The following is an 18,232-nucleotide window of genomic DNA, read 5'->3' as shown; positions in this document are numbered from 1 at the left end:
TCGCTCTTGACCGGCGTGCCCGTTCATGCCTAGATCGAGTGATTCGACCGCCCAAATCACCCTGGAGGACCGCAGCGCATGGCATCGGCAGGGACGCGACCGCCCGTGCTGACCGAGCACCGCGACAAGGCCAGGGAACGCAGGGGACGCGCGTTACGGCTCGCCACCGTGGCGGCGGGCCTCCTGCAGCTCGCCGCGGCCGCGATCCTGATCGGGCTGCCGGGCGGCTCGCCCACGCTCACCCTCGTGCCGGTTCCCGAGGACGACGCCGAGCCGACCCCCGGCCGGCGTCCGGCGGCGGCGCTGAGCGTGCGCCCGACCGCCTCACCGGTCCCGTCCACGCCCCCGGCGGAGCCGGACGATCGTCCGGCCGTGCCCCAGAGCGCTCCGGCACGTTCCGCCTCCCCCGCGGACACCCCCGGGGCCGTGAGCGGGCAGAGCGCCGCGCCGCGGCCGCACGAGACCGTGCTGCCACCTGAGGCGGTCGCGCCCGCGCCCCCGGCCCGCAGGCGGCCCGTCGTCCGTTCGGCCCGACCGGACGTGGTGCTGCCGTCGCCCGGACGGACGCCGCGGGCGAGCCTGGAGCCCACGCTGGAGGGCGTCCGGCCCAAGAAGACGCGGGAGCCGTCGAAGGTGCCGGGGCAGCCGGCCGTCGCCGACGAGCACGGCGCCGTCAAGGGCTCCGGCTGACCTCGGAAAACCCCTGAAGGAGCCCTCGTGACCATCCCCGAGCCGAACGGCGTCCACCCGGCCTGGCTGCCGCCGGAGGCGTTCCGGGCGATCGGCTCGCGCCGCACGCTGGTGGTCGGCGACGACAACCGGACCCGCACCGTCAGGGCCGAGGTCGCGCACGCCTGCGCCCGCTACGGCGGCGCCCTGCACGGCGACCGGGACGGCGCCCACGACCTCGCGCTCGTGCTCGACCCCGAGGCCGGCACGGGCCCCGAGGGGTTCGTGCTGAGCCGCCGCGACGGCGTCACGACGGTGGTCGCCGGCGGCCCGTCCGGGCTGCTGTACGGGCTGTTCGAGGTGGTCCGGCGCGGCGAGGCGGCGTTCGGGGCGGACCTGCCTGCCGAGACGCACCGGCCCGCGCTGCACCGGCGCATGCTCGACCACTGGGACAACATCGACGTGCACCCCGTGATGGGCCAGGTCGAACGCGGCTACGCGGGCGGGTCGATCTTCTGGCGCGACGGCGCGCCCCGCGGCGACCTGGCCCGGGTGCGCGCCTACGGCCGGCTGCTGGCGGCGTGCGGCGTCAACGCGGTCGCGGTCAACAACGTGAACGTGCACGCCACCGAGGCTCATCTCCTGACCGACCGGCTCGGCGAGGTCGCCGCCATCGCCGCCGAGTTGCGCCCGTACGGGATCCGCGTGCATCTGTCGGTCAATTTCGCCTCCCCCATCGTGCTCGGCGGGCTGGAGACCGCCGATCCGCTGGACGACGGCGTGCGGGCCTGGTGGGCGCGCACGACCGAGCGCGTCTACGAGACGATCCCCGACTTCGGCGGCTACGTCGTCAAGGCCGACTCGGAGGGCCAGCCGGGGCCGTTCGCGTACGGGCGCGACCACGCCGACGGCGCCAACATGCTCGCCGACGCGCTGGCGCCGTTCGGCGGGGTGGTGCACTGGCGGGCCTTCGTCTACGACCACCGCCAGGACTGGCGCGACCGCTCCACCGACCGCGCCCGCGCCGCCCACGACCACTTCGCCCCGCTCGACGGGCGCTTCCGCGACAACGCGATCGTCCAGGTGAAGTACGGCCCCATCGACTTCCAGGTCCGCGAGCCGGTCTCGCCGGTGATCGCCGCCATGCCGGACACCCGGCTGGCCGTGGAGCTGCAGGTGACGCAGGAGTACACCGGCCAGCAGAGGCACGTCTGCTACCTGGCCCCGATGTGGCGCGAGGTGCTCGGGTTCCGGCCGTGGGGGCCGGACGGGCGGGCGGTGTCGGACGTGGCCACCGAGCTGGTGGCGGTGTCCAACGTCGGCGACGACCCGTACTGGACCGGCCATCCGCTGGCCCAGGCCAACCTGTACGCGTTCGGCCGGCTCGCCTGGGCGCCCGGCCTGGACCCGGCGGACGTCCTGGACGAGTGGATCAGTCTGACCTTCCCCGGCGACACCGGACGGCTGCGCCGCACCCTGCACGAGATCATGGACGGCTCGTGGCGCACGTACGAGCGCTACACGGCGCCGCTCGGCGTCGGCTTCATGGTCCGCCCCGGCCACCACTACGGCCCCGACGTGGACGGCTACGAGTACACGCCGTGGGGCACGTACCACTTCGCCGACCGCGACGGCGTCGGCGTCGACCGCACGCGCGCGACCGGCACGGGCTTCACCGGCCAGTACCCGCAGCCGTGGTCGGACGTCTACGAGTCGCTGGAGGAGTGCCCCGACGAGCTGCTGCTGTTCTTCCACCACGTCCCGTACGGCCACGTGCTGCACGATGGGACGACGGTGATCCAGCACATCTACGACACCCACTTCGCGGGCGCCGAGGAGGCCGCCGCCATGCGGGAGCAGTGGGAGAAGGCCGCCGGCGACGTGCCGCCGGAGCTGCACGCCAAGGTGCGGGAGCTGCTGGACGAGCAGGTGCGCGGCGCGCGGGAGTGGCGCGACCAGATCAACACCTACTTCTTCCGCAAGTCGGGCATCCCGGACGCCCACGGGCGCCGCGTCTACTGAGTGAACCGCTCCTCGACCTCGGTGATCATCGGCCGGGCCTGCCTGCCGAGCACGGCGGTGAACACCGAGGCCAGCAGGGCCAGCACCGCCTCCGACGCGACCAGCACCACGCCGGCCGCGACGACGAGCAGGCACAGGTTGGCGACGGTGGCGCCGGGGAAGCGCCCCAGCGCGTACGCCGCCAGCCTGGCCACGTCCACGGCGCGGAAGACGAACAGTGACGTGATCACCAGCGCGTTGGCCACCCAGAGTGTGGCGATCACCGCGATCACGACGAGCAGCACCGCCCACCAGCCGGGCACACCGGCGGCCGAGAAGTTGCCCAGGTTGACGCCGATGACGGTCATCCCGGCCAGCCACGGCACCCACATCCTCATGGCCCCGGCGGCGTTGAGCCGGTAGCCGCGCCAGAACAGCCGCGCGGGGCTGAGGTCGGTCAGGTCGCGCTGCCGGCGGCGCAGGGCGTACACGGCGGCCGAGAGGGCGGGGCCGAGCGGCAGCAGGCAGAGGGCGGCCAGCGGCACGTTGGCCGCGTCGCGCTCCAGCAGGACGAGCCCCGCCAGCCCCGGCACGGTCGTGAGCAGGAGCAGCAGCTCGACGACCAGGAGGTTGTAGACCAGCGCGGCGGCGCGGGAGAACGGCCCGCTGCCGAACCGCCGGCCGGCCACGTCGCCCGCCGTCACGTCGCTCATCGTGCGCCCTTCCCGGCCCGCCGCGACGGACCTCGCTGGTAACCGCTTTCCCGGAGGATATCGGGCCGCCTCGGAGACGGCCCGATGCGGGACGGTCAGCCGTGCTCCTTCTTGAACCGCTCGTAGGCGCCGTTGACCAGGTTGATGTAGGTCGTGCTGTTCTTGGCCTCCAGCTCCTTCACGTAGGCGTCCCACTCGCCGAGGTCGCGCTCGCCGAGGACGAAGCGGAGGGTGTTCTGGGTGACGTGGTCCTTCAGCGCCGTCTCCCAGAGGCTGGTCTGCTCGCGCTCCTCCTCGGTGAACGGGTGCGGCGGCTCGACCGGCCATTCCTTCCTGGCGTTCATGACGGCCTGGAACTCCTTCTCCTCCTCGGAGAAGGTGGACTCCAGCAGCGAGGTGGGACCGCCGTAGGCGAAGACGCCGTTGCCGAAGCCGAAGTCCTTCTGCAGGTGCTTGGGCGCGCCGGCGTTGAGGCCCACGTAGTCGACGTCGTCGGCCAGCTTGTACGTGCCGTTCTCCTTGGTGAACGTCGTGCCTTCGACGCCCCACTTGGCGAACTCCTGGCCCGAGTCGGAGTACCAGAGCCAGTCGATGAACTGCATCATCGCGACGAAGTTCTTGTTCTCCAGCGCCTCCTTGGAGATCATGATGCCGTTCTCCAGGCGGTCGGCGATCTTGTACTCGCCGATCGGGCCGGTGGGCACCGGGATCTTCACGATCTCGGCGTCCGGGATGTTCTCGGTCAGCGGGCCGCGGTAGTCGTTGATCAGCACCTGCGCGTTCGTGCTGATGACGAACGACTTGCCGGAGACGAACTTCTGCTTGGCCGGGTCGTCCTGCTGGGTGAAGCTCTCCGGGTCGAGCAGCTTCTCGGCGACCAGCTTGTGCAGGTACTCGATCATCTGCTTGTACTGCGGCATGGCGCCGGTGTACACGAACTTCCCGGCGGCGGCGTCCCAGGTCGCGTGCTGGTACTCCCAGCCGGCCTGGGTGCCGTACGCCTGGGCGACGAGCTTGAACAGGTTCCCGCCCGGCGTCGGCACGCCCCACCGATCCGTCATCGGGTACTGGTCGGGGTACTCCTCCTTCATCGCCTTGAGCATCGTGTAGAACTCGTCGTACGTCTTGGGGATCTCCAGGCCGAGCTTGTCCAGGATGTCGGTCCGCACCGCGTAGGAGTAGTCGGCCCAGCCCTTCTCATGGATGCCGGGCAGCAGGTAGAAGCGCCCGTCCGCCTGCCGCAGCGTGTTCAGCTCGGGCTCGAGCCGCCACCTGGCGATCTTGTCCTTGAGGTTCGGCATGAGGTCGAGGTAGTCGCTGACCGGCAGGATCGCGCCGGAGGCGACGAACGCCTCCTCCTGCGGGTGGTACGTCTTGGGGATGATCAGCGGGGCGTCGCCGGCGCCGATGATGAGACCGCGCTTGTTCTCGTAGTCGCTGAGCGGCACGACCGTCGGGTTGAGCGTCACGTTGGTGCGCTTGGTGAGCTCCGACCAGAACAGCCAGTCGTTCTTGATCGGGTAGAACGAGTGGTTGTTGTACAGGATGGAGAAGTTCACCGGCTCCGTGGCCTTGAACTGCTGGCCGACAGCGAAGTTCGCCATGGCGCCGGCCCGGTTCGCCGTGGCGGCGTTCTGGCCCTGCGCCGGGCTCTCGCCCGAGCCGCAGCCCGCTAGCACGACGGCGAACGCGCCCAGACCGATGGCCTGACGCCGCGAAATGTCTCGCATGGGGGGTTCCTTTCCGGTGATGTGCGCTGGTTGTGAGGCGTCGGAGCGCTTAACCCTTGACCGCGCCGAGCATGACGCCGGAGACGAAGTACCGCTGGACGAACGGATAGATCGCCAGAATCGGCAGGACGGTGAGCACGATCGTCACCGACTTGATGTTGGAGGCCGCCTGCGTCACGTCGGCGACCGCGGCCCCCGCCCCCTCGGCGCCCGTGGCGCCGGCGATGAGGTTGCGCAGGTAGACGGTGACCGGGAAGAGGTCGGCCTCGTTCATGTAGAGGAACGCCGCGAACCACGAGTTCCAGAACGAGACGGCGTAGAACAGCAGCATCGTGGCGATCACCGCCTTCGACAGCGGCAGCACGATCCGCCACAGGATGCCGTAGGTGTTCAGGCCGTCGATGGAGGCGGCCTCCTCCAGCTCGTCCGGCATGTTCTCGAAGAACGCCTTCATGACGAGCAGGTTGAAGACGCTGATCGCGTTGGGCAGGACGATGGCCCAGATCGTGTTCTTCAGCCCCAGGCTGGTGACCAGCACGTAGTTGGGGATCAGGCCGCCGTTGAAGAACATGGTGAAGACCGCGACCCAGATGAGGAAGGTGCGGCCCTTGAGATGCCTCTTCGACAGCACGTACGCGTAACAGGTGGTCAGCACCATCGCGATCAGGGTGGCGACGACCGTGTAGACCACCGTGTTGCGGTAGTTGATCCAGAACATCGGGTCGGAGGCGACGATCTGGTACGTCGTCAGGTTGAACCCCTTGGGGATGAGGTTCACCTGGCCCGACAGGATGTAGCGTTCGTCGCTGAACGACTGGGCGACGATGTTGACGAACGGGTACAGCGTCGCGACCACGACGCCGGCCAGGATGACGGCGTTGAAACCCTGAAAGATCCGGTAGCCCCGGGTCACGTGATGGGTCACCACAGGCTCGTCCCAACTGTGCGCTTGGAGATGACGTTCGCCGAGATGATGAGGGTGAGCCCGATCAGCGCCTCGAACAGGCCGATGGCCGCTGCGTAGCTCATGTTGCTCGACTGCACGCCCATCCGGTACACGTACGTGGAGATCACGTCGCCGGTCGGATAGGTGAGCGGGTTGTACAGCAGCAGGACCTTCTCGAAGCCCACCGCCATGAACGTCCCGATGTTGAGGATGAGCAGCGTGACCGCGGTCGGCCGGATGCCGGGCAGGGTCACGTGCCAGATCTGCCGCCACCGGCTCGCGCCGTCGATTCTGGCGGCCTCGTAGAGCTGCTCGTCGATGGTGGTCAGCGCGGCCAGGTAGAGGATCGTGCCCCAGCCGACGGTCTGCCAGATCTCGGAGGAGACGTAGATCGTGCGGAACCACTCGGGCCGCTGCATGAACGAGATCGGCTCGCCGCCCGCCATCTGCAGGATCTGGTTGACCGGCCCGTCGAGCGACAGGAACTGCATGACGATGCCGGCCACGACCACGATCGACAGGAAGTGCGGCAGGTAGGTCACCGACTGCAGGAACCGCTTCATCTTCCGGTTCCTGACCTCGTTGAGCAGCAGCGCCAGCACGATCGGCAGCGGGAAGCAGAACAGCAGGGTCAGCCCGCCGAGGACGAGGGTGTTGGTGAAGACGTTCCAGAACGTGGGGTCGCTGAGGAACATCCGCACGTAGCGGAGCCCCACCCACTCCTCGCCGAAGATGTCGCCGCCGGGCTCGAACTTCCGGAAGGCGATGATGTTCCCCAGCATGGGGGCGTACCGGAAGATGAGGAAGAACAGCAGCGGCAGGAGCGCCAGCGAGTACAGCTGCCAGTCGCGGCGCAGCGCCCGCCGCCACGAGCCGCCGCCGCGGCTCGTGCGGCGCCCGGGATCGGGCCGCTCCTTGATCGTCTCCGGTTCCAGCGTCTCGGCCGTGGTCATCCTCCGCCCTCCGGGGTGTCGCGATCGATGCGCGCCGGCACCTCCAGCCGGCGCGCGTGACCGACCTCGCGTTCCGCGCCGACCAGGCGCAGCGGCAGCGTCGCCGCCGCCTCGGCGCTGGAACGGCCGAGCCGAAGCTCGACCTCGCCGGGCTCGACGACGCGCCGGCCCTTGAGCCCCGTGAACGACGTGACGTCCGCCGGAACGGTGAAGGTCACGCGTGCCGACTCCCCCGCCGCCAGCGGCACCCGGGCGTAGCCGATCATCCGGACCACCGGCCTGGTCGTCTGCGCCACCGGGTCGTGCAGGTAGAGCTGGACGACCTCGGCGCCGTCGCGGGCGCCGCCGTTGCGCACGGTGACCTCGACGGCCACCTCGCCGTCCACCGGCCAGGCCGTGTCGCCGCCGCTCACCCGGGCGTCGCTCCACTCGAACGTCGTGTAGCTCAGCCCGTGCCCGAACGGGTAGGCCGGCGTCGGGTCGACGGACGAGACCCCGGAGCGGCGGCCGAGCGGCGGCGCCAGGTAGGTGGCGGGCAGGCCGCCGGCGTCGCGGGGCACGCTGACGGGCAGGCGTCCCGAGGGGTTCACCGCGCCGGTCAGCACCTCGGCGAGGGCCTGGCCGCCGCGCTGGCCGGGGAAGAAGCCGTACACGACGGCCTGCGCCGCGTCGGTCTCCGGGCCCAGCGCGTACGGGCGGCCGGCCAGCAGCACGAGCACGACCGGCGTGCCCGTCGCCAGCACCGCGCCGACCAGCTCCGCCTGCACGCCGGGCAGGCGCAGGTCGGCGGCGTCGCAGCCCTCGCCGGAGGTGCCGCGCCCGAACAGCCCGGCCCGATCGCCGACCGCGAGCACGCACACGTCGCTCGCCGCGGCGAGGGCGGCCGCCTCGGCGATGCCGGAGGTGTCGTCGCCGGTGATGCCGCAGCCCCGCGCGTACGCCAGGTCCGGGAGGCGGGCGGCGAGCTCGGCCCGCAGCGTCGGCAACTCGACGCCGAGCCCGTGCTCGGGGTGCGGGCCGACGTGCGCGGGGAAGGTGTAGCAGCCGAGCATCGCCATCGGGTCGTCGGCCAGCGGCCCCACCAGCGCCACCCGGCGGCCGGGGGCGAGCGGCAGGACGCCGGAGTTGCGCAGCAGCACGACCGACTCCCTGGCCAGGCGCAGCGCGAGCTCGCCGCTCTCGTCGTCGTCGAGGCGCACCTCCTCGGCCGGTCCGGGCAGCGCCTGCCGGCCGTCGTCCAGCAGGCCGAGCTCGGCCTTCTGGATCAGGACGCGGCGCAGGGCCCGGTCGACCAGCGCCTCGTCCACCGCGCCGGCCTTGACCGCCTCGACGAGCGGCGTGCCGAACGTGTCGACGGTGGGCAGCTCGACGTCGATCCCGGCGCGCAGCGCGAGCCCGGCGGCCTCTCCCGCGTCGGCCGCGACGCCGTGCAGGCGTTCGAGGAAGCGGATCGAGAAGTAGTCGGCGACGACGGTGCCGGTGAAGCCCCATTCGTCGCGCAGCAGGCCGGTGAGCAGGCTCTCGTCGGCGGCGACGGGCACGCCGTCGATCTCGGCGTAGGAGTTCATGACGGATCTGGCGCCGCCGAGGCGCAGGGCCATCTCGAACGGCGGCAGCAGCACGTCGGCCAGCTCGCGGCGGCCCATGGGCACGGGGGCGAGGTTGCGCCCGCCGCGGGAGGCGGAGTAGCCGGCGAAGTGTTTCAGCGTGGCGACGACGCCGGCGCCCTCCAGACCGCGCACGTACGCCGCGCCGACCGTGCCGACGAGGTAGGGGTCCTCGCCGATCGTCTCCTCCGTACGGCCCCAGCGGTAGTCGCGGGTCACGTCGAGCACCGGCGCCAGGCCCTGGTGCACGCCGGCGGCGCGCATGGACCGGCCGATCCGCGCGGCGACCTGCTCCACCAGAGCGGGGTCGAAGGACGCCCCCCAGCTCAGCGGCGCCGGGTAGACGGTCGCCCGCCAGGCGGCGAACCCGGTCAGGCACTCCTCGTGCACCTGGGCCGGGATCCCGAAGCGGCTGGCCGCCACGATCTCCGCCTGCGAGGCGGCCAGCGAGCGGGCGCCCGCCACCGGGTCCACGGGGGCGGTGCCGAACGGGCGGGTCAGCTGGCCGAGCCCCTGGCGGATGGCGTCCTGCCAGGCCGGGCCCGGGCTCATGTCGGTCTGGTGCGGGGCGACGCCTCCCCCTGAGGCGTCGGCGCCGACCCACAGACCCACGAGCTGGGCGACCTTCTCTTCCAAAGTCATGAGCGGGATGAGCGCGTCGGCCCGCTCGGCGGGGGTCAGGCGCGGGTCCCGCCACCGTTCGCTCTCGCCGGACGCCGAACCTGTGTCGATGGGTTCCTGGGCCCTCATGCCATCCCTTCGCACTATGCCGGCGTCGCGCCGCAGGTGAGCATGGGAGGTCGCGCGGGGCGTGACGCCGAAACTTTCAAGAAGATCTGCTTAATATTGCGGCAACATATGGGCCATGTTGAGGCCTGTCAAGAGTGCCGCAAACTGGCACGTTTCCGGATAGTCCCCTTGCTGGTCGGGGTCTTTCCGCAGCAGGTCAGCACCCAAAGAAGCGTTAACTTTCCCGAAAGTTTCGGAAACTGTCAAGGCCACGCCGGCCGCGAGTGTCAACAGCGCGGAGATCCGCGGGAAACACGCGATATCCCCGCGCTTACCGGAAAAGGCCTTTCACCGCGAATACCTCACGACCGGATTCCGAGCCTGCCGTACAGGGTGCCGGTCGCCGCGACGAGCACGAACACCGCGAGGACGACGGGCGCGTGGCCGAGCCGTTCGGTGCCCAGGAAGAAGGCAATTACCAGCGCCCATGCGATGACGGCCGTGCCGACGGCCGTGGTCAGGACCCGGACGCAGACCGCGTAGAGGAGCACGAGCAGAGTCACCACGGCCACCCTGGAGCCGGGCGCGGGGTCCGGGGCGAGCAGGACGGCGACGACGCAGCTCGCCACCGCGGCCAGGAAGCCGCAGGTGAACCGCCGCGCCGGGGTCACGGCTGGAACCGGTAGCCCATGCCGGGCTCGGTGATGAGGTGCACCGGGTGGGCGGGGTCGCGTTCCAGTTTTCTTGCGCAGCTGGGCCATGTACTGGCGCAGGTAGTGCGTCTCCTTGACGTGCCCGCTGCCCCAGACCTCAGCCGGCAGCAGCCGTTGCGGGATGAGTTTGCCCGGGTTGCGCACGAGGATCTCCAGGACGTGCCACTCGGTGGGCGTGAGCCGCCGCCCTCCCGAGATCGTCTTGCCGACCACGTCCACCGTGTGGTCGCCGATCCGGACCCGGGCGAGCTCCGCCTCCCGGGCGGACAGGACGACGATGGGGGTCCGGTCCAGGCGCGCAGCCCGTGGATGACCTCGATGCCGTCGAGGTCGGGCAGACCCAGGTCGAGCACGATCAGGTCGGGGTGCCAGCCGGCCGCCGCCCGCAGCGCGGAGACGCCGTCCGTGGCGACCGCGACCTCGTAGCGGCGGGCGGCCAGGTTGATGCGCAACGTCCGCACGATCTGCGGCTCGTCGTCCACGACGAGGATCCTCGTCACCGCGTCACCGCCCTGGAGGCGATCGGCAGGGTCACCGTCATGGTGAGTCCTCCGCCCGGGGTCTCCTCCGGGACGAGCGCGCCGCCCATGGCCTCGGTCAGCCCGCGGGAGAGCGCGAGCCCGAGGCCCATGCCGGTGCCGTTGTCGCGGTCGCCGAGGCGCTGGAACGGCTGGAAGACACGGTCGTGGGCCTCGGGCGGGATGCCGGGGCCGCGATCGACGACGCGGATCTCGACGTGCTCGCCGTGCCAGCTGGCGGTGAGCAGGACCTTCCGGCCGGGCGGGCTGTGGCGGACGGCGTTGGCCAGCAGGTTGACCAGGACGCGTTCGAGCAGCGCGGCGTCGGCGGCGATCTCCGGGAGCTCGACGGAGATGTCGCCCTCGATCCGGTCGCGCAGCGGCCCGAGGTCGTCGACCGCGCGCGGCACGACCTCCTCCAGCGCGACGGGCCGCAGGGAGAGCCCGAGCACGCCGGCCTGCAGGCGGCTCATGTCGAGCAGGTTCTCCACCAGCCGGCCGAGCCGGGCCAGCGACTCGTCGGCGGTGGCGAGCAGCTCGTCGCGGTCGTCCGGCGACCACTGCACATCCTGGCTGCGCAGGCTCTCGACGGCGGCCTTGGCGGCGGCCAGCGGGGTGCGCAGGTCGTGGCTGACGGCGGCGAGCAGCGCGGTGCGCATCTTGTCGGCCTCCGCGAGCGGTTCGGCGCGGGCCGCCTCCTCCTGGAGGCGTTCCTGCCGCAGCGCGACCGCGGCCTCGGCCGCGAACGCCTCCAGCACCGGCCGGTCGCTGGCGTCCAGCAGCGGACCGCGGGCGGCGAGCACCAGCGTGTCGTTGATGACCACGTCGTTGTCCGCCGCCTTCGGGCAGGCGCACGGAGCCGAGCCGGACGTGGCCACGGCCCGCCAGGCGGCGGGTTCGGCGTGGTCGTCGGGAGCGGGTTCGCCGACCCGTTCGAGGAGGGTGACCGACTCCAGGCCGAACGTCTCGCGCAGGCGGGCGAGCAGCGAGGGAAGGGCGGCCTCGCCGCGCAGGACGTGCCCGGCCAGCGTGGACAGCGCCTCGGCGTCGGCGCTCGCCCGGGCGGCCTCCCGGGTGCGGCGGGCCGCGAGGTCCACGATCGTGCTCACCGCCGCCGCCACCAGGACGAACACGACCAGCGCGAACAGGTTCTCCGGATCGTTGATCGTGAACCGGCCGATGGGCGGGGTGAAGAACCAGTTCAGCAACATCGACCCGCCGATGGCGGCGGTGATGGCCGGCCACATGCCGCCGACGAGCGCCACCCCGACGGTCAGGCAGAGGAAGAAGAGGATCTCGCTCGGCAGCGACACCACCTCGCGGAACGGCACGAGCCCGGCGGTCAGCAGCGGCATCCCGGCCACCGCCAGCAGCCAGCCGGCGACCCGGCGTCTGCGGGTGAGCGCGGCCCGCGCGCGGGCCGGGCGGCGCCGTCCCTTCTTGACCTCCTCGTGGGTGATCATGTGGACGTCGATCGAGCCGGAACGGGCCGTGGTCTCGACGCCGACGCCCCGCGAGAAGAGCTGCGCGAACCGGCCGCGCCGGGAGGCCCCCAGGACGAGCTGGGTGGCGTTCACGCCGCGGGCGAAGTCGAGCAGCGCGCGCGGGATGTCGTCGCCGACGACCTGGTGGTAGGTGCCTCCGAGGCTCTCGACGAGCGTGCGCTGGCGGGCCAGGTTCGCCGGGTCGGCGCCGGCCAGTCCGTCGGCGCTGGTCACGTGGACGGCCAGCAGGTCGGCGCCCTTGGTGCGGGCCGCGATGCGGGCGGCGCGTCGGACGAGGGTGTCCCCCTCCGGGCCGCCGGTCAGCGCCACCACCACCCGCTCGCGGGCCTCCCACGTGGTGGCGATGCCGTGCTCGGCGCGGTAGCGGTCGAGTTGCTCGTCCACCTTGCCCGCCACCCAGAGCAGGGCGAGCTCGCGTAACGCGGTGAGGTTGCCGACGCGGAAGTAGTTCGCCAGCGCCGCGTCCACCTTCTCCGGCGCGTAGACGTTGCCGTGGGCCATCCGGCGACGCAGCGCCTCGGGCGACATGTCGACCAGCTCGACCTGGCTCGCCCGCCGCACCACCTCGTCGGGGACGGTCTCGCGCTGCGGGATGCCGGTGATCTGCTGGACGACGTCGTTGACGGACTCCAGGTGCTGGACGTTCACGGTCGAGACGACGTCGATGCCGGCGTCGAGGATCTCGTCGATGTCCTACCAGCGTTTGGCGTTCTTCGAGCCCGGCACGTTCGTGTGCGGCAGCTCGTCGACGAGCGCGACCTTGGGCGCGCGCTCGATGACGGCCGCCACGTCGAACTCGGTGAAGGCGGCCCCGCGGTAGACGATGGTCTTGCGCGGGATCACCTCCATGCCGTCCAGCAGGGCCTGCGTGCGGGGGCGGCCGTGGGTCTCGACGTAGCCGACGACCACGTCCCGCCCGCGTTCCAGGGCGCGGCGCCCTTCGCAGAGCATCGCGTACGTCTTGCCGACCCCCGGCGCGGCGCCGAGGTAGACCCGCAGCCGCCCCCGCATGTCAGGACTCGTCGAGGGCGAGGTTGAGTTCGAGCACGTTGACGACGGGCTCTCCCATGTAGCCGAGCGCGCGGCCGGTGGTGTGCTCACCGATCAGCGCCCGGACCTGCTCGACCGGCATCCCGCGTTCCCTGGCCACGCGCGGAGCCTGCAGCTCGGCGTAGGCGACGGAGATGTGCGGGTCCAGGCCGGAGCCGCTGGCGGTCACCGCGTCGGCGGGCACCGCGGGCGTTCCCGCGCTCCCGCGGACCGGCACGGTCCGGCCCGCCGCGTAGTCCTCGCCCGGCTGGGCGCACTCCACCTTCAGCCCCTGGTAGGAGGCGATGAACGGGGTGGCCGGGCAGGCCTGGTTCACGCTGACGGCCCGGTCGGGGAACACCTTCAGCACCGCCCCCACGCCGTCCGGCGTGCAGTACGGGCGGGCGCCGCTGACGCCCTCCAGCTCGCCGACGGCCTTGGAGCGGGCGCACACCTGGGTGAGCAGCGACTGCCGGCCCTCGTCCTCGGCGCCCGGCACCGGGAGGGTGTCGATGACGTCCTCGGGGCCGAGGTTGCTCGCGCTGGTGGACATGGGGTCGTAGCCGTCTCCGGCGGCCGACGGGCGGGACTGGAAGTACGTCCTGTTCGGGTTGCCGTCGGCGTCGGTGAACGACTGGCCGAGGAGCGCGCTGCCCACGACCGTGCCGTTCTTCTCGATGAGCGAGCCGTTGGCCCGGTCGTTGAAGAGCGTCTGGGCCACGCCGGTGGCGACCAGGGGATAGATGACGCCGGTGACCACGGTCAGCACGAGCACCGCCCGCAGGCCGGCCACGTGCTGGCGGATCCAGCTGGGCATGCGTTCCATTTATGACATCCCCGGAAGGAACTGAATGACGATATCGATGATCTTGATGCCGGCGAACGGGGCCACGATGCCGCCGAGCCCGTAGACGTACAGGTTGCGCGACAGCAGCTTGGAGGCGCTGGAGGGCCGGTAGCGCACCCCGCGCAGCGCCAGCGGGATCAGCGCCACGATGATGAGCGCGTTGAAGATCACCGCCGACAGGATCGCCGACTGGGGGCTCGACAGGCGCATGATGTTGAGCGCGTCCAGGCCCGGGTAGACCGCGGCGAACATCGCCGGGATGATCGCGAAGTACTTCGCGATGTCGTTGGCGATCGAGAACGTCGTCAGCGCGCCCCTGGTGATCAGCAGCTGCTTGCCGATCTCCACGATCTCGATGAGCTTGGTCGGGTTGGAGTCGAGGTCCACCATGTTCCCGGCCTCCTTGGCGGCCGAGGTGCCGGTGTTCATCGCCACGCCGACGTCCGACTGCGCCAGGGCGGGGGCGTCGTTGGTGCCGTCACCGGTCATCGCGACCAGCCGGCCGCCCTCCTGCTCCTTTCTGATCAGCGCGAGTTTGTCCTCGGGGGTGGCCTCGGCCAGGAAGTCGTCCACCCCGGCCTCATCGGCGATCGCCTTGGCGGTCAGCGGGTTGTCACCGGTGATCATCACCGTGCGGATGCCCATCCGGCGCATCTCGTCGAAGCGCTCGCGCATCCCCTGCTTGACGACGTCCTTCAGGTGGATGACGCCGAGCACCCGGCCCTTCTCCGCCACCACCAGCGGCGTCCCGCCGGAGGCGGAGACTCCGTCCACGATGTGGCCGATCTCGTCGGTGGGGTGGCCGCCGGCGTCGCGCACCCATTTCATGACCGCCGTCGCGGCGCCCTTGCGCACCTCGCGGCCGCCCAGGTTCACCCCCGACATGCGGGTCTGCGCCGTGAACGGCACCCACTCGGCGCCGTGGATCTCCCGCTCGCGCAGCCCGTAGCGTTCCTTGGCGAACACCACGATCGAACGCCCCTCCGGCGTCTCGTCGGCCAGGCTCGAGACCTGCGCGGCCTCGGCCAGCTCCGCCTCGGTGATGCCGTCGACGGGGACGAACTCGGCCGCCTGCCGGTTGCCCAGCGTGATCGTGCCCGTCTTGTCCAGCAGCAGCGTGGAGACGTCACCCGCGGCCTCGACCGCGCGGCCGGACATGGCCAGCACGTTGCGCTGCACCAGGCGGTCCATGCCGGCGATGCCGATGGCCGACAGCAGCGCCCCGATCGTCGTCGGGATGAGGCACACGATCAGCGACACCATCACGATCCCGGTCACGCCGTCCGCCGTCAGCGCCAGCGAGTCGGGCACACCCGGGTTGATCGACTTGGAGTAGATCGCCAGCGGCTGCATCGTCGCCGTCGCGATCAGGAAGATGATCGTCAGCGCGGCCAGCAGGATGTTCAGCGCGATCTCGTTCGGCGTCTTCTGCCGGTTCGCGCCCTCCACGAGAGCGATCATCCGGTCGACGAAGCTCTCGCCGGGCTTCTGCGTGATCTTCACGACGATCCGGTCCGACAGCACCTTCGTGCCGCCGGTCACCGCGGACCGGTCACCGCCGGACTCGCGGATGACGGGGGCGGACTCGCCGGTGATGGCCGACTCGTCCACCGAGGCGATGCCCTCGATCACGTCGCCGTCGCCGGGGATGACCTCACCCGCCTCCACCACGACCACGTCGTCCTGACGCAGCTCGGTGGCGCCGACCACCTCCCACTCGTCCGGCGCGCGGCGCGTCAGCCGGCGCGCGGTGGTGTCGCGCTTGGCCGCCCGCAACGTCGCGGCCTGCGCCTTGCCGCGCCCCTCGGCGACGGCCTCGGCCAGGTTGGCGAAGATCACGGTCAGCCACAGCCACACCACGATGGCCCAGGCGAACAACGACGGGTCCACGATCGCCAGCACGGTCGTGAAGACCGCGCCGATCTCCACGATGAACATCACCGGGTTGCGCCACAGCGTCACCGGGTTCAGCTTGCGCAGCGCGTCCGGCAGCGACCGGATCATCTGCTTGGGGTCGAGCAGACCGCCGCTCACCGGCCCGTTCTTCTTGGGGGAGGGTGCCTCGAGCACTTGCGTTGACATCTAGAGAAGTCCTTCTGCGAGCGGCCCGAGCGCCAGGGCCGGGAGGAACGTGAGAGCGACCAGGATCACCGTCACGCCGACGAGCATGCCGACGAACTGCGGCCGGTAGGTCGGCAGCGTGCCGGCCGAGGCGGGGACGGGTCCCTGTCCGGCCAGCGATCCGGCCAGCGCCAGCACCAGCACGATGGGCACGAACCGGCCGAACAGCATGCACAGTCCCAGCGTGGTGTTGAAGAAGGGGGTGTTCACGCTGAGGCCAGCGAAGGCGGAGCCGTTGTTGTTCGAGGCAGAGGTGTAGGCGTACAGGACCTCCGACAGGCCGTGCGGCCCGCTGTTGAGCATGGCGGTGCGGCCGTTGCTGGTCGCCATCGCCAGCCCGGTGCCCACCAGCACCAGGACGGGCATGACGAGGAAGTACGCCGAGGCGAGCTTGATCTCGCGTGCGCCGATCTTCTTGCCCAGGTATTCGGGGGTGCGGCCGACCATGAGGCCGGCCACGAACACCGTGATCACGGCGAGCACGAGCATGCCGTACAGGCCCGAGCCGACGCCGCCGGGCGCGACCTCGCCGAGCAGCATGTTGAAGATCAGCATGCCGCCGCCGACGGCGGTGTAGGAGTCGTGGAAGGAGTCGACCGCGCCGGTGCTGGTCAGGGTGGTGGCGGTGGCGAACAGGCCGGAGTTGGACACCCCGAAGCGGGACTCGCGGCCCTCCATCGCCTGCCCGATGGCCTGCGGCACGGTGCCGTTCGCGCTGAGCTCGGACCAGTTGGTGACGACCATGCTGATGATCGCGATGATCGCCATCACGCTGACGATCGCGTAGCCCTGGCGGTTGTCGCCCACCATGCGGCCGAATGTGCGCGGCATGCAGGACGCGATCACCGTCAGCAGGAAGATCTCCAGCAGGTTCGTCCACGACGTGGGGTTCTCGAACGGGTGGGCCGAGTTGGCGTTGAAGATGCCGCCGCCGTTGGTGCCGAGGTCCTTGATGGCCTCCTGCGAGGCCGCCGCGGCCGGGGTGAACGTCTGCTCGCCGCCGGTCAGCGTGGTCCACGCGCTGTGGTCGGCGAAGGTCTGGATCGCGCCGCCGGCCACCAGCAGCACCGCCGCGACGAAGGCGATCGGCAGCAGAATGCGGAGCGTGCCCCGGACGAGGTCCACCCAGAAGTTGCCGAGGGTGTCGCTCTTCTTGCGGGCGAAGCCGCGGACCAGGGCGATGGCCACCGCCACGCCGACGGCCGCCGAGACGAAGTTCTGCACGGCCAGACCCGCGGTCTGCACCACGTGGCCCATCGTGGACTCGCCCGAGTAGGCCTGCCAGTTGGTGTTGGTGACGAAGCTGACGGCGGTGTTCCAGGCGAGCGCGGGCTCGACGGGCGCCATGCCGAGCGACAGGAACAGGTGCGACTGCAGCCGCTGCAGGGCGTAGAGGAACAGCAGGGACAGCGCCGAGAACGCCAGCACGCTGCGGGCGTAGACGCCCCAGCTCTGCTCGCTGTCGGGCTTGACCCCCACCAGACGGTAGATCACGCGCTCGACGGCCAGATGCCGGGTGCCGGTGTAGACGCGGTACATGTAGTCGCCCAGCGGCTTGTAGCACAAGGCCAGGGCGAGCAGCAGGGACGCGATGAACAGGATCCCTGCCAGGGTCGACGACATCAGAAGCGCTCCGGGAACAGCAGGGCCGCGACCATGAAGATCACCAGGCCGACGACCAGGACCAGACCGGTGGCGTTGACGGCGCTCACTGCCGCTCCCCCGCTTTGACGACCAGCCCGAAGATCGCGAACGAAACGATCGTCAGGGCGACGAAGATGACGTCGGTCATCCCCACTCCTCAACTCGGAAAGACGTTCCAGTCGCCTGAGCAGGCGGCTGCGAACTAAAGGAAATACCGCGCGAATGGCGGCTTTGCCGGTCTTGACGGCTTCCATACGGGGTCAGCCCGAATATTGACGCGATCTCTACGCAGCGGATGCGGCATTCATCCGCACATGTCACCAGGTGTCGTCACGGTGGACGCCATTCAAACCTCCGGTGTCACATCTTCGCCGGGGCATTCATGACACAAAACACACATCCGACGGCGGATACCGGAATTGACGGGTGTCCGAGAAGCCGTCTTTCTCCCGCGCGGCGCTCGGCGCCCGCGTCACCACGCCGACGGCCCACGTGCCCGGCGTCGCG

The 18,232-nt window shown here is 70.8% G+C and carries 12 protein-coding genes and 2 pseudogenes; 2 read left to right on the top strand and 12 right to left on the bottom strand.

Annotated elements, in window-relative coordinates:
- Positions 1 to 78 precede the first annotated feature (78 nt).
- Positions 79 to 690 carry a hypothetical protein gene (locus tag C1J01_RS15110; protein ID WP_146615597.1) on the top strand — a complete coding sequence of 204 codons (612 nt, stop codon included), beginning with the start codon at positions 79 to 81 and terminating at the stop codon, positions 688 to 690.
- 27 nt (positions 691 to 717) lie between these two features.
- Positions 718 to 2,691, top strand: a complete 1,974-nt coding sequence (locus C1J01_RS15105; RefSeq protein WP_220039921.1) for an alpha-glucuronidase — start codon at positions 718 to 720, stop codon at positions 2,689 to 2,691.
- Here C1J01_RS15105 and C1J01_RS15100 read toward each other — a convergent pair.
- The 12 genes and pseudogenes from C1J01_RS15100 to kdpF all read right to left on the bottom strand — a co-directional run bounded on the left by C1J01_RS15100 (position 2,685) and on the right by kdpF (position 17,793).
- Positions 2,685 to 3,383, bottom strand: a complete 699-nt coding sequence (locus C1J01_RS15100) for a DUF624 domain-containing protein (protein ID WP_111179592.1) — start codon at positions 3,381 to 3,383, stop codon at positions 2,685 to 2,687. The genes C1J01_RS15105 and C1J01_RS15100 overlap by 7 nt on opposite strands.
- 95 nt (positions 3,384 to 3,478) lie before the next feature.
- On the bottom strand, positions 3,479 to 5,113 hold the full coding sequence (locus tag C1J01_RS15095) for an ABC transporter substrate-binding protein (RefSeq protein ID WP_111179591.1): 1,635 nt from the start codon (positions 5,111 to 5,113) through the stop codon (positions 3,479 to 3,481).
- Between the two features lie 49 nt (positions 5,114 to 5,162).
- Positions 5,163 to 6,038: a carbohydrate ABC transporter permease gene (locus C1J01_RS15090; RefSeq protein WP_235854452.1), complete on the bottom strand. Its 876-nt coding sequence runs from the start codon at positions 6,036 to 6,038 to the stop codon at positions 5,163 to 5,165.
- Positions 6,035 to 7,012 (bottom strand): ABC transporter permease, encoded by a 978-nt coding sequence (locus C1J01_RS15085; RefSeq protein WP_111179589.1) that lies wholly within the window; start codon positions 7,010 to 7,012, stop codon positions 6,035 to 6,037. The genes C1J01_RS15090 and C1J01_RS15085 overlap by 4 nt, the downstream gene beginning before the upstream one ends.
- Positions 7,009 to 9,369 carry a beta-xylosidase/alpha-l-arabinosidase gene (locus C1J01_RS15080; protein ID WP_111179588.1) on the bottom strand — a complete coding sequence of 787 codons (2,361 nt, stop codon included), beginning with the start codon at positions 9,367 to 9,369 and terminating at the stop codon, positions 7,009 to 7,011. Before C1J01_RS15080 ends, C1J01_RS15085 begins: the two co-directional genes overlap by 4 nt.
- Before the next feature lie 341 nt (positions 9,370 to 9,710).
- Complete coding sequence (locus C1J01_RS15075) at positions 9,711 to 10,019, bottom strand: hypothetical protein (protein ID WP_111179587.1); 309 nt, start codon at positions 10,017 to 10,019, stop codon at positions 9,711 to 9,713.
- A pseudogene (locus tag C1J01_RS15070) lies at positions 10,016 to 10,561 on the bottom strand (winged helix-turn-helix domain-containing protein). Before C1J01_RS15070 ends, C1J01_RS15075 begins: the two are co-directional and overlap by 4 nt.
- Positions 10,558 to 13,095 (bottom strand): annotated as a pseudogene (locus C1J01_RS15065) (sensor histidine kinase). The pseudogenes C1J01_RS15070 and C1J01_RS15065 overlap by 4 nt, the downstream one beginning before the upstream one ends.
- Before the next feature lies 1 nt (position 13,096).
- Positions 13,097 to 13,939 carry a potassium-transporting ATPase subunit C gene (locus C1J01_RS15060; RefSeq protein ID WP_111179586.1) on the bottom strand — a complete coding sequence of 281 codons (843 nt, stop codon included), beginning with the start codon at positions 13,937 to 13,939 and terminating at the stop codon, positions 13,097 to 13,099.
- Positions 13,940 to 16,042, bottom strand: coding sequence for a potassium-transporting ATPase subunit KdpB (kdpB, locus tag C1J01_RS15055; protein ID WP_111179585.1), 2,103 nt, complete (start codon positions 16,040 to 16,042; stop codon positions 13,940 to 13,942).
- A complete protein-coding gene (gene kdpA / locus C1J01_RS15050) occupies positions 16,043 to 17,704 on the bottom strand; it encodes a potassium-transporting ATPase subunit KdpA (protein WP_111179584.1) in 1,662 nt (553 codons plus the stop codon). It lies immediately after the preceding gene.
- Complete coding sequence (gene kdpF, locus C1J01_RS15045) at positions 17,704 to 17,793, bottom strand: K(+)-transporting ATPase subunit F (RefSeq protein ID WP_111179583.1); 90 nt, start codon at positions 17,791 to 17,793, stop codon at positions 17,704 to 17,706. The genes kdpA and kdpF overlap by 1 nt, the downstream gene beginning before the upstream one ends.
- Positions 17,794 to 18,232: the final 439 nt, after the last annotated feature.

The organism is Nonomuraea aridisoli (genome assembly GCF_003236395.1).
GTDB lineage: Bacteria > Actinomycetota > Actinomycetes > Streptosporangiales > Streptosporangiaceae > Nonomuraea > Nonomuraea aridisoli.
This window is presented reverse-complemented; position numbering and strand designations above follow the sequence as displayed.

Bases quoted from the DNA above. Each gene is read 5' to 3' on its own strand.
- C1J01_RS15110 (WP_146615597.1), top strand. From the start codon at position 79: ATGGCATCGGCAGGGACGCGACCGCCCGTGCTGACCGAGCACCGCGAC.
- C1J01_RS15100 (WP_111179592.1), bottom strand. From the start codon at position 3,383: ATGAGCGACGTGACGGCGGGCGACGTGGCCGGCCGGCGGTTCGGCAGC.
- C1J01_RS15095 (WP_111179591.1), bottom strand. From the start codon at position 5,113: ATGCGAGACATTTCGCGGCGTCAGGCCATCGGTCTGGGCGCGTTCGCC.
- C1J01_RS15085 (WP_111179589.1), bottom strand. From the start codon at position 7,012: ATGACCACGGCCGAGACGCTGGAACCGGAGACGATCAAGGAGCGGCCC.
- C1J01_RS15080 (WP_111179588.1), bottom strand. From the start codon at position 9,369: ATGAGGGCCCAGGAACCCATCGACACAGGTTCGGCGTCCGGCGAGAGC.
- C1J01_RS15060 (WP_111179586.1), bottom strand. From the start codon at position 13,939: ATGGAACGCATGCCCAGCTGGATCCGCCAGCACGTGGCCGGCCTGCGG.
- kdpB (WP_111179585.1), bottom strand. From the start codon at position 16,042: ATGTCAACGCAAGTGCTCGAGGCACCCTCCCCCAAGAAGAACGGGCCG.
- kdpA (WP_111179584.1), bottom strand. From the start codon at position 17,704: ATGTCGTCGACCCTGGCAGGGATCCTGTTCATCGCGTCCCTGCTGCTC.